This window comes from Phaeovulum sp., from assembly GCF_030684035.1.
Classification (GTDB): Bacteria; Pseudomonadota; Alphaproteobacteria; order Rhodobacterales; family Rhodobacteraceae; genus UBA6213.
The window spans coordinates 1-10,735 of record NZ_JAUXPI010000024.1 but is presented as its reverse complement, the minus strand read 5'-3'; the positions used below and the strand labels follow the sequence as shown (position 1 = coordinate 10,735).

Below are 10,735 nucleotides of genomic sequence, written 5' to 3'. Positions count from 1 at the left end.
CTGCAGCACAACGCCAAACCGAAGCCCTTCGTCTGGAGCAAGACCGCCGATGATATCATCACCCGCGAGCGCCGCGCGCTCGATGCTCTCGATGAAATCAGGGGAAATCGGTAGCAAATGTCAGACTCGGAACACTAGGTTGACTGCCGCCAATTACCACAACTCATTGTAGGTGCCAGATGTTTTTTCGCCGGTATTCATTGATCATCGCACTCTTGTCGTTGAGCACATTGGCCTTCAGCTTTGCTTCGGCAGAGGAAGCCGGGCAGGCAGGGCGTCCGCGCGAAATCGAACCCGATGTGGTTGGGGCGGGCGGCGAGTTTACGACTTCGGTGACGATCAGCGTGCCAGCGTTCCGTGATCTCGTGCCGTCGGTTTCGCTGAACTACAACTCGTCGAATACCGCGCGTAGCGGCGTCGAGAACCTCGTCGCCTTCGGCTGGCAGCTCGGAGGATTCTCGAAGATCGAGCGCCGCTCGCTTGGTGACGGCGTGCCGACGTATGATGACGGTCAGGATGTCTTCGTCCTGGACGGAATGGAGTTGATGGCTTGCGGCGACGCCGCAGCTACCAACCCCTGGCCCGGATATTATCCGCTTCGCTATGTCACGGACCAGGCAAGCGCAAGCTGCAGTTCTGGCGGCAATCTTGTCAGCAGGGTCGAAGATTACAGAAGGATCGTATTTGACAGCACCTCGAACTCATTCACCGTAACACGCACCGACGGCGTGAGCTTTGTCTATCGGTCGATCGGCGAGCTGGCTGGTGATGCAAGTGCGGCAGGGACGCCCGCGCGCAATTACGCGACAAAGTCCAGGTGGCTTCTCTCCAAGATCCGCGACACCCAAGCCACGCCGAACACGGTCACCTATTCATACAGTTTTGCGCTGCTTTCGCAGGGATACGCGCACCGCCCCCTCCGGATCGCTTATGCAGGATACAAGGTTGAATTCACCTATACCGTTCCAACTCAGCCAATGGCCCGTTTCGCGACGGGCGTCGATATTGAAGGATTTCAAGCCTATCAACAGGCATGCCACATCTGTTTTGCAGCAACGTCGGACATCGCATCCCCCGCCTCCGACCCAAAGCTGCAGGGCACCCCCCCGCCAGGGTGCAATTGCGCTCGCTGTCATTCTGTTCCCGGGTAGATCCGCAGCCCCGGGGCGGCTACTGCGCGACATAGCCTCCGTCGATCGGCACATTGGCACCGGTGACAAAGGAGGCGCGGACGGAGAAGTGCCAGACGATCAGTTCCGCCACTTCTTCCGGCCTGCCAACGCGGCCGATCGGATACAGCGGATCCATCATCTCATGCGTGGTCATCTTGCCGGCGGTCGCCTGTTCGGCCAGTGAATCCAGCATGCGCGTGTCGATACCGCCGGGGCAGATCGAATTTACCCGGATGCCGTCTTTGCCGTATTCAAGCGCCGCATTCTTGGTCAGCCCGTTGACCGCGTGCTTGGAGGCGACATAGGGGGACAGGCCCGCAAAGCCGATAAGCCCCTCCACCGAGGCGAGATTGACGATTGCGCCGCCGCCGCCCTGTTTCTGCATCTGGGCGATTTCGGCCTGAAGGCACAGAAACATGCCGCGCGTTGACCGACATGACGGGATCGAAATTGTCGAGCGGTTGCTCCGCCAGGGGCACGATCCTGCCCTCGATACCGGCATTGTTGCAGGCACAGTCGAGGCACCCGAATGCCTTGACCGTGGCCTCGATCAGCGCCTTGACATCTGCCGGAACGGCAACGTCGGCGCGGAAGAATTCGGCCTCGCCACCTGCCGCACGGATCAGGTCGCGCGTTTCCGCGCCGCCTGATGTGACAATGTCGGAGACCATGACCTTCGCACCTTCTGTGGCGAATTACAGCGCAGTCGCGCGGCCGATGCCAGCGGCAGCCCCCGTGATCATTGCGATCTTTCCAGCAACCAGTCCCGTCGTCTTTCTCCTTTTCGGATCAGTCGGATCGCCGTTCTGGGCGCGTGTGCGGGGCGCATTGATGAAAATCAAGCGCTGCCGGGCACGCCTGACCCCAGTCAGCACCAGTTATCGACAAGCGCGCGCAACAGATCGGCGCGGCTGATCTGACCGGTGAGGCGACCTTCCTCGACAACCGGAAACCGGCGGTAATGGCTCGCCAGAAACCTCTCCGCCGCCTCGACGATGTCAAGATCAGCCTCCATCGTCTCCACCGGGCTGGACATGTAATCGGCGACCGCGCCGCCCCATTGCTGATGATAGCAGGCATTCAGCGCCGCCTTCAGGCAGTCCTTCTTCGACAAGACGCCGACCAGCTTGCCTGCGGCGTCCACCACCGGCGCGCCCGAGATCCGTTCCGCAAGCAGGATCTCCATCGCCCGCAGTATTTCCATTTCCGGCGGCAGCGTGACCAGGGTCGCCGCCATGTATTCCCGAACTTTCGGCCACTTTGTCATTGCCGCGCCTCCCTGTTGTGGTTGCGACAGCCGCCGCAAGAGCCACCCTTGACGCAGGCGAGCCCGCCGCAGGAGCCCTTGATCGGCGGCCGTCCGGCGATGACCCCGATCGCGAGCCCGGCGACGCCGAGAAGCACGATGACGAGGGTCGGCAGGAATATCTCCATGATCGTCTCCTATGCCAGAATATGGGCATCGAAATCGCCCGTCGTGATCTCGCGGATGCCGCCGCCGTCGCGCAAAAGGAACAGCGCCGCGATCGCCTCGCCCTCGGAAAAAGCCGCGCCGGCTTCTGCCCCCATCGCAAAGAGTGCGGTAGCGAGCGCATCGGCGGTGATGGCTTCCGGGGCAAGCACGGAAACCGAGGCAAGCGCGCCCGCCGCAGGGTGCCCCTGCGCCGGGTCGATGATGTGGCCATAGCGGCGGCCAGCCACCTCGTAGCTGTTGATCCGGTCGCCGGAGGTGGCAAGCGCCTGCCCGCCAAGGCCGACGAGGCGCTGAAAGACAAGCTCGCCGGGCAGCGGCCGCTCGATGCCGACCTGCCAGCCGCGCCCGGATGGATGCCGCCCGCGCCCGCAGACCTCGCCGCCAAGCTCGATCAGAAAATCGCTCAGGCCCATGCCGTCGAGCGCGGCCACCATTCGATCCAGCGCGTGGCCCTTGGCGATACCGCAAAGGTCGAGCGTCATGGAGGGCTGGGCCTTGCGAATGCCCGCCGTGCCGACAGCGATATCGCGGTGGTCGCCCGCCGATGGCCGGATGATCGGACCAAAGCCGTAGCGCCCGACCAGCGCGCCGACCGTCGGATCAAAGGCTCCGCCGGAAAGCCGCGCGACGCGCAGCGCCTCGGTGACAACGGCGCAGGTCTCGGCCGCAACCGCGATCCAGCCGGTTTCGTCGGAGGCGTTGAAGCGGCCGATCTCTGAATCGGCACGAAACGGCGACATCGCGCCATCGACCGAAGCTACCACTGCCCGAAGCGCCGTGCCGACCGCGACAGCGTCGGGACCGGCGGGCAGAGCGGCACGCCACGCGGCACCGAAGGCCGGACCATCTATGATCGTCAGCGGTACCCGCGCCGCGCCAGCGCCGGGGAAAAGCAGCATCGCACCCGCGCCCGATAGCAGCCGTCTTCGCGTCAGTCGCATCGCTCAGCCTCCGAAATCGTCGTTGAAGATGCTCTCCGGATCGACCCCGGCATCGTCGAGCATGGCCAGCACCGCGCCGATCATCATCGGCGGACCGCAAAGATAGTATTCGCAGACCTCGGGCGCGGGGTGGTCGCGTAAAAGGCGCTGCCAGACAACGTCGTGGATGAATCCGGTCGCTCCGTCCCAGACGTCGCCCGCCGCGGCGTCGGAAAGCGCGACGGTCCATGAAAAATTCATGTGCTCGGCCTGCAAGCGGTCGAATTCCTCCTGATAGAACAGATCGACGCGGCTGCGCGCACCATACCAGAAGCTGATCTTGCGGGTCGTCCCCAGCCGCTCCAACTGCTCGGCAATGATCGCCCGCAGCGGTGCCATGCCGACGCCGCCACCGATGAACACCATCTCGCGGTCGCTTTCCTGTGCGCCGAATGTGCCGAACGGGCCGGAAACCGTGACCCGGTCGCCCGCCCGCAAGCCGAAAAGCCAGGATGAGACAACACCGGGCGGTGCCAGTGGCAGGCTGGGCGGCGGCAGCGCCAGCCGGACCAGAAGCACAATGCGGTTGGCCCCGGTCTGCGGCGTGCTGGCGATCGAATAGGCGCGCGAGACCGGCTCGGCGCTTTCGCTGACAAGCCCCAAGGTGCCCATCTTCGCCCAGGCATCGTGGTGTTCGGGCGCAATGTCGAAATCGGCATAGGCAAGGCGGTAGGGCGGCGCGGTCACCTGCACGAAGGCACCGGGGCGAAATGCAAACGGCTCGTCCCGCGCCAGATCGAGAACGATCTCGCGGATCAGCGGCGCGACGGTGCGGCTGGAAGCGACCGTGCAGACCCATTCGCGCGCCGAAAGAAGTGCGTCGGGCACTGTGGTGGACACATCGTTTCGCAGGCTCACCTGACAGGCCAGCCGCATGCCCCCGGCTATTTCCCTGCGGGTCAGGCGCGCCATTTCGGTGGGCAGAACCTCGCCGCCGCCCAGCGTGACCCTGACCCGGCACTGGCCGCAGGTGCCGACCCCGCCGCAGGCTGCGGGAATGGCGATACCAGCCCCGGTCAGCGCCCCGAGCAGTTTTTCGCCGGCCTGCGCCTTGATACGGTTGCCGCCATTGATGGTGATGGTGACGGCACCCGATGGCAACAAGAGCGCGCGCGCGACAAGCACCGCGATCGTCAGCGCCAGCACGATGCCCACAAAGAGCGCGCTGCCCAGAAGTATCTCGTTCATGGCAGCCTCACTCCGACGAAGGCGGAAAAGCCCATCGACATCAGCCCGGTCACGATGAAGGCGGCCCCGAGGCCGCGCAAACCGGCGGGAATGTCGCTGTAGCGCATCCGCTCGCGGATCGCCGCGAAGGCGACGATGGCAAGCGCCCAGCCGACGCCGCTGCCGAGACCATAGGCGACGCTTTCGCCGAAATCATACTGGCGTTCGGCCATGAACAGGCTGCCACCCAGTATCGCGCAGTTGACAGTGACCAGCGGCAGAAAGATGCCAAGCGACCGGTGCAGCGCCGGCCAGTAGCGGTCGAGCGTCATCTCGAGGATCTGCACCATTGCGGCGATCACGCCGATGAAGCTGATCAGCCGCAGGAAGGTCAGGTCGATGTCGGGCAACCCGGCCCAGCCCCAGGCACCCTCGACCAGCAGCAGGTTCAGGATCGTGTGGTTGAGCGGAACGGTGACGGCCTGCACCACGATCAGCGCAAGGCCGAGCCCCAGCGCGGTCTCGACCCGGTTGGAGACGGCGAGGAATGTGCAGATGCCGAGGAAAAACGCGAGCGCCAGATTCTCCTCGAACACCGAACGGAAAAACAGCTCGATCATGGCCGACCCCCCGCATCGGCGGTGCGGATCGGGAATTCGTCCGCTTCGACCTGGTCGGGGCGGGCGGTGCGGATTGCCCAGATGCCCAGCCCGATGATGAAAAAGGCACTGGGCGCGAGCAGCATGAGGCCGAGCGGCTGGAACCATCCCCCCGCCTCGACGCTGCGCAAGACCGGATAGCCCAGCAGGTTTCCGGTTCCCAGAAGCTCGCGTATCGTGCCGACGACTGTCAGAATCAGGCTGTAACCCAAGCCGTTGCCGATCGCGTCCAGCAGGCTCGGCAACACCGGGTTGCGCATGGCAAAGCCTTCGGCGCGCCCAAGCACGAGGCAGTTGGTGACGATCAGGCCGACGAAGATCGACAGCCGCTGGCTCATCGCGAAAGCATAGGCCTGCAGCAACTGGTCGGTGACGATCACCAGCGATGCGATGATGGTGATCTGCACGACAAGCCGGATCGACGATGGCAGATGGTGCCGGATCAGGCTGATGATGACGCTGGAGGCGGCCAGCACGGCGGTCAGCGCGGCGCTCATGGTCAACGCGGTGGCAAGCGAGGTGGTCACTGCCAGCGCCGAACAGATGCCGAGGATTTGCAGCGTGATCGGGTTGTTGTCGATGATCGGTGCCGTCAGGTGGCGCAGCGTGCTTGCCTTCATCTAGATATCTCCCGATCCAAGCCGCGCAAGGAAGGGGCCAAAGCCGCGCGCGCCAAGCCAGAAGCGCAGCATGTTGGTCACCCCGGTGGTGGAGCGCGTCGCCCCGGCGATGGCATCGACCTCAAACGGGTCGGTCGCGGCACCGCGCGCCACGGTGATGCGGATGGTGCCGTCCTCGTCGGCGATCAGGTGGCCGGACCAGAGCGCCTGCCAGGCGGGATCGGTGATGCGCGACCCGAGCCCCGGCGTTTCGCCCTGTTCATAGATGTTCAGCGCCGCGACGGTGTTGCGGTCGCCCTCGAGCGCCAGATAGGCGCGGATGGTCGACTGGTAGCCGGACCCGTATACCGGCAGGATGATGAGCACGAGGGTGCTGTTGTCGCGGACGAGGTGGACAGGTGCAAGGTTGGGTCGCCGCCCGATGCCTGCAATGTCTTCCTCGCGCGAAAGCGCAATGCTAGCATCGGGGTCGGCAGCTGCCGCGCGGGCGTCGAAGGTCGCGGGATCGATGCCCGAGGCAATGGTGCCCGCGTCGAGATCGACCAGGACAGTTTCCAGCCTGTTGGCCACGGTCCCGCGCAAGATTTCGGCAAGCCCCGGCACATCCGCGACCATCTGCACCAGACGCGCCTGCCGCTCCCGGTCAAGATTGGCCTCGCGGATCGGCTTGAGCAGGACGGAAGTAACGGATACCGCGCTGGCACAGGCGAATGCCACCAGCAGGGCAACGAGCAGAGTCTTTGGTCGGCTTTCGTTGGGCATGGCAAGAAAGCGCCGCCAGAGCGTCAGAGGGTTTGCATCAGCCATGGCGCGCCCTCCGCCTGCGGATGTTCATCGCCACCACCGCCCGGTCGATCAGCGGCGCGAAGATGCCGCCCAGAAGTGCCGCGAAGACCACGGCATGAACCGAACCGGCACCGCTGCCGGCGTGGCCAAGCACCACCACCAGCGCGCCGACCAGCAAGCCATAGATCCATCGCCCCGGATTGGTCGATGCGGCGGCAACCGGATCGCCGGCCAGAAACACGATGCCGAAGACGAGGCTGCCTGAAAGCGCTGCCTTCCAGTCGGGCAGACCACCGGTCAGCAGCATGACGGCGGCCAGGCCAAGCGCCACCCCGGCGACAACCCGCCAGGACAGGAGCCCGGCGAAGACCAGCAAGGCACCGCCGGAAAGCGCCGCAACGGCGAAGGCGGTGCCTGCCTGCGGCGGCGCGTCGCCGGGGAAGGAGAACAGCAGGAAGGCCAGCGCGACCACCGCAGGGCTGAGGAAATTGCGACCGCGCCCGCCAAAGACCTGCTCGCCCAGCACGATACCAAAGGAAAGCGCCAGCCCCTGTTGCCAAAGCGGTGTGGCGGGCGACAGCATCAGCGTGAATATGAGCGCGGCCACGATGCCGTCAAAGCCGAGCGCGCGGCGGCGCAGGCGCGCAAACAGCGCCTGCCAGCCGAGCGCGATCACCACCGCCAGCGCGATGCCGGGCAGCATCGCGGTGCCCCGTTCCGCCAGCGCGACCGCGAGCGGCGCGGCAAGGGCGGCAAGCAAGAGCACGGTGATGCGCTGGCCGCCCCACGGGCCTTGCAGATGCGGCGCGTGAGAAAGTGTCGATCGCCGCATGGCGGCGCGGCGCGTCTCGGTCATTGCCGCCTCCCCACGATTTCGTCGAGCATCTGGCGCAGCAGCGCGCCATAGTCGGCCTGGCCCGGGCACAGATACGACAGCAGCGCCATATCCTCCTCGATCAGTTCGAGACAGCCGAGCATTTCCGCGGCCTCGACATCGCCCACGCTGAGCGCACGCATCAGCGGCACCGGCAGAATGTCGAGCGGCATGGCACGTTCAAAGGCTTCCAGCGGCAGCGTCGGCCCCGGTGGCGACTTTGGCAGAATGGAAAGCATCCGTCGCACGATCCGGTGCCGCGCGGGCGGCGCGGTATCGGGCAGGATCGTCACTTGCGCGTGATAACGCCCGAGAAAACCCGAGGCGCGGCCCGACAGAACTGACCCGGAAACCAGCCTGACGGGGCCACCTGCGATCTCGCCACGGGTCAGATCATCAAGGCTCGCCCCGAGGCGCGTGGTGACATGGCCCGGATCGGCGGCCCCCGGCCCGGTCAGCGCGACCACCCGCCGGGCGCGAAAACGCCCGGTTTCAAGAAGCTCGCCTATGGCGACGACATCCTGAGCGCCGATGTGCCAGACGCTGCGGTGCGCCGAAGCTGGCATCAGCAAGTGGATATGCGTGCCCGGCAGGCCAGCCGGGTGCGGCCCCTCGAAGCTTGCCAGCCGAATACGCTCGCCCTCGGCCAGGGCCGGTCCGGGCCGCTGGCAGACGAAGACCGGACCATCGGTCAGCAGCGTCATTGCCGCGACGCCGCGGCGGAAGGCGGCAAGATCGGGCTGAAGCATGAGCGCCGGGTCGGCCGCCAGCGGGTTGGTGTCGATGGCGGTGACGAAGATGGCGGCGGGCGTACCCTGCGGATCGGGAATGCCGCCGAAAGGGCGGGCACGCAAGGCCGGCCACATCCCGGCGCGCAGCATCTGCGCACGCAGCGCGGCACCGTCGAAAGCGGCTGGCAAGGGCGAGAAATCGACGAAATCATCCTCGTCGATGGCAACGACGAGGCTGTCGAGCATGCGCCGCTCACCCAGATTTATTGCCGCAACCTGGCCGGTGGCAGGCGCACCGAACGCGATGTCCGGCCGCATGCGGTCAACGAACACGGTCTGGCCGGTCCTGACGCGGTCGCCGACCGCAACGCGGAATTCGGGGCGCAAGCCGGGGCAGTCATGCCCGAGCAATGCGACCGAGGCGACTGCGCGCCCTGGTCGTATCGGCCCGACCGGTTTTCCGGTCAAACGCAGATCAAGACCCTTGCGCAGGCGGAATGGCACGGCATCGTCCTTTCGCGCGTAGGGCACCGCGCCGCCCCCGATCTTCCTGCGGGAGCGCCAGGGGCGGTGTCGCGGTCGAGTATCCGGCATCGGGCAGGTCGGCGCTTTGCGCTCGATCAAGGAACGCGCCAGTAAATCCGCCCCACAAAGCCGCCGCGCACCGCAGCCGATGGATCACGGGTTTCTGCGTCGCTGGTACCGCAGTGCGGATTGACCGACACCAATGATGCGCTCTGGCAGGCGTGAGAGGCTTGCAGCATGGGACTACGAGCAACATCCATCCTCGTGGTGGTTCTTGGGGCGGCTTTCCCGGGCATGTCGGCGCAGGCGCAAGACCCGCGCACGAATGCCGGTGTCCCCTGTGTGGCCTGCCACGAATTCGATCCGTCGGCACCGGTGCCGAACGCGATCTGTGTAGCCTGCCACGGAACGATGCTCGAGCCCAAGGAAGGTGCGCGCGTCCCGCTGCCCGACCCGCATCGATCGCCCCATCTGGGGCCGGGTGAGGTGCCGGTCTGCGCGGAATGCCACAGCATCCACGGGAAGTCCGAGGTCACATGTGTGATCTGCCATCAGGGCTTCAAATTCAACGTCATGTGACCGGCCAGAAGCCTGTCGAATGCAGGAGAACGGAAATGACCAACGACCATACAAATGGCGTGAGCCGCAGAGCTATGCTGGCGGGGGTTGGCCTCGGTGCCGGTGTGATCGGCCTTGCCAGCGCAACGTCCGCGCAGGTGGCGCAGGAGGCTACGGCGGCAACACGGCGCTTCTCGAGGCCTATTCCGACCCGAATGCCGGGGCGATGATGGTGCGCGGCATCAAGCATGCCACCGGCGACGGGCTGCTGATGGCGCAGCGGGCCGGGGCCGGGCTGAAAGGCATGGGCGGCCTAATGGCCTTGCATATTGCCGCCGTCGATGGGGTGGAAACAGCCGCGGGGCAACCGGCGCGCGTGGTGCCGTATGCAATCAGCATCAACCGCGACGGCAAACGCTTTGTCGATGAATCTGCGGGTTATGTGCCCATGGCAAGGCAGTGCTTTCGCAGCCTGGTCAGTTTACTTCGCTGGTGTTCGACCAGCCGCTGCGCGAAAGCGTCGCGGAGGGCGTGATGCAGACATTTGCCCGGCTGGGCAGACCAGTGCATCAGGCCGACAGCCTGGAGGAATTGGCCGCCATGATCGGGGTTTCTGCGGAAGCGTTCGTGCAGACGGTCAGCGACTTCAACGCCGCAGTGACCGAGGGTGCCACACCCGGGGCACCCCCCCCAAAAGCCACGCTTGCCACCCGCATAGAAACGCCACCATTCTACGCGTTCAGCCCGCTGATGCCGGGCATCACGCTGACCTTTGGCGGCATCATGATCAATGAAAGGGCGCAGGCGCTGGAAGCCGACGGCAGGGTCATTCCGGGACTTTTCGCTGCTGGCGAAGGTGCAGCAGCCGCCTTTTTCCATGGCCAGATCGGCATCGGCAACGCGCCAGCCCTTGCCGATGTTGATGGCCCGAAGATCGCCGGACTTGATCCAGTGGCGAACGGCCGCCTCGGCGACTTTCAGGCGGTCAGCCACTTCCCCGACGGTCTGGCAACGGTCCTGCGGCATGGAATTCTGCTTGTTGTGTGAGTTTAAGGAACGTCTGAAAAACCTGCCACTTTCCGCCTGATCTGATAGGCTTGGGCATCCCCACGAGGAGGCTTGCCGATGCTGAAACAACCCGCCTTTCCCGGCCTGCGCGATGCGATGAAGAAGAAGGTGACACGGCGCG

12 protein-coding genes and 3 pseudogenes are annotated in these 10,735 nt (G+C 65.3%); 4 read left to right on the top strand and 11 right to left on the bottom strand.

All coding sequences use genetic code 11. The features are described from left to right. Nucleotides 1-179 precede the first annotated feature (179 nt). The gene (locus Q8J98_RS06495) at nt 180-1,151 is read left to right on the top strand and encodes a SpvB/TcaC N-terminal domain-containing protein (protein ID WP_305293651.1); all 972 of its coding nucleotides are present in this window, start codon (nt 180-182) and stop codon (nt 1,149-1,151) included. A gap of 19 nt (nt 1,152-1,170) precedes the next feature. Here the strand turns inward: Q8J98_RS06495 and Q8J98_RS06490 are convergent. The 10 genes and pseudogenes from Q8J98_RS06490 to Q8J98_RS06445 all read right to left on the bottom strand — a co-directional run bounded on the left by Q8J98_RS06490 (nt 1,171) and on the right by Q8J98_RS06445 (nt 8,994). After that, nucleotides 1,171-1,843: pseudogene (locus tag Q8J98_RS06490) on the bottom strand (SDR family oxidoreductase). Nucleotides 1,844-2,040: 197 nt separating this feature from the next. Beyond that, the gene (locus tag Q8J98_RS06485; RefSeq protein ID WP_305293650.1) at nt 2,041-2,439 is read right to left on the bottom strand and encodes a CBS domain-containing protein; all 399 of its coding nucleotides are present in this window, start codon (nt 2,437-2,439) and stop codon (nt 2,041-2,043) included. Beyond that, the gene (locus Q8J98_RS06480) at nt 2,436-2,606 is read right to left on the bottom strand and encodes a (Na+)-NQR maturation NqrM (protein WP_305293649.1); all 171 of its coding nucleotides are present in this window, start codon (nt 2,604-2,606) and stop codon (nt 2,436-2,438) included. The genes Q8J98_RS06485 and Q8J98_RS06480 overlap by 4 nt, the downstream gene beginning before the upstream one ends. A gap of 9 nt (nt 2,607-2,615) precedes the next feature. Beyond that, nucleotides 2,616-3,587 (bottom strand): FAD:protein FMN transferase, encoded by a 972-nt coding sequence (locus Q8J98_RS06475; RefSeq protein ID WP_305293648.1) that lies wholly within the window; start codon nt 3,585-3,587, stop codon nt 2,616-2,618. A 3-nt stretch (nt 3,588-3,590) separates the two neighbouring features. Beyond that, the gene (gene nqrF, locus Q8J98_RS06470) at nt 3,591-4,814 is read right to left on the bottom strand and encodes an NADH:ubiquinone reductase (Na(+)-transporting) subunit F (protein ID WP_305293647.1); all 1,224 of its coding nucleotides are present in this window, start codon (nt 4,812-4,814) and stop codon (nt 3,591-3,593) included. Then, the gene (gene nqrE, locus Q8J98_RS06465) at nt 4,811-5,413 is read right to left on the bottom strand and encodes an NADH:ubiquinone reductase (Na(+)-transporting) subunit E (protein WP_305183373.1); all 603 of its coding nucleotides are present in this window, start codon (nt 5,411-5,413) and stop codon (nt 4,811-4,813) included. Before nqrE ends, nqrF begins: the two co-directional genes overlap by 4 nt. Continuing rightward, nucleotides 5,410-6,072, bottom strand: a complete 663-nt coding sequence (locus Q8J98_RS06460; RefSeq protein ID WP_305293646.1) for an NADH:ubiquinone reductase (Na(+)-transporting) subunit D — start codon at nt 6,070-6,072, stop codon at nt 5,410-5,412. The genes nqrE and Q8J98_RS06460 overlap by 4 nt, the downstream gene beginning before the upstream one ends. Beyond that, nucleotides 6,073-6,879: an NADH:ubiquinone reductase (Na(+)-transporting) subunit C gene (gene nqrC / locus Q8J98_RS06455; protein WP_305293645.1), complete on the bottom strand. Its 807-nt coding sequence runs from the start codon at nt 6,877-6,879 to the stop codon at nt 6,073-6,075. It abuts the gene before it with no gap. Then, entirely contained in the window at nt 6,872-7,714 is an 843-nt protein-coding gene (locus Q8J98_RS06450; protein ID WP_305293644.1) for an RnfABCDGE type electron transport complex subunit D, read from the bottom strand. The genes nqrC and Q8J98_RS06450 overlap by 8 nt, the downstream gene beginning before the upstream one ends. Next, the gene (locus Q8J98_RS06445; RefSeq protein WP_305293643.1) at nt 7,711-8,994 is read right to left on the bottom strand and encodes an NADH:ubiquinone reductase (Na(+)-transporting) subunit A; all 1,284 of its coding nucleotides are present in this window, start codon (nt 8,992-8,994) and stop codon (nt 7,711-7,713) included. Before Q8J98_RS06445 ends, Q8J98_RS06450 begins: the two co-directional genes overlap by 4 nt. 231 nt (nt 8,995-9,225) lie before the next feature. On the opposite strand from Q8J98_RS06445, the gene Q8J98_RS06440 reads away from it, so the two are divergent. The 3 genes and pseudogenes from Q8J98_RS06440 to Q8J98_RS06430 form a co-directional block, all read left to right on the top strand. Next, nucleotides 9,226-9,567 carry a cytochrome c3 family protein gene (locus Q8J98_RS06440; RefSeq protein WP_305293642.1) on the top strand — a complete coding sequence of 114 codons (342 nt, stop codon included), beginning with the start codon at nt 9,226-9,228 and terminating at the stop codon, nt 9,565-9,567. Nucleotides 9,568-9,586: 19 nt separating this feature from the next. Continuing rightward, nucleotides 9,587-10,081, top strand: a complete 495-nt coding sequence (locus Q8J98_RS06435) for an FAD-binding protein (protein ID WP_305293641.1) — start codon at nt 9,587-9,589, stop codon at nt 10,079-10,081. Beyond that, nucleotides 10,081-10,407: pseudogene (locus tag Q8J98_RS06430) on the top strand (FAD-binding protein); the annotation flags it as partial. The gene Q8J98_RS06435 and the pseudogene Q8J98_RS06430, both read left to right, overlap by 1 nt. Before the next feature lie 78 nt (nt 10,408-10,485). Here the strand turns inward: Q8J98_RS06430 and Q8J98_RS06425 are convergent. Further along, nucleotides 10,486-10,572, bottom strand: a pseudogene (locus Q8J98_RS06425) (DNA-binding protein); the annotation flags it as partial. Between the last annotated feature and the right edge of the window lie 163 nt (nt 10,573-10,735).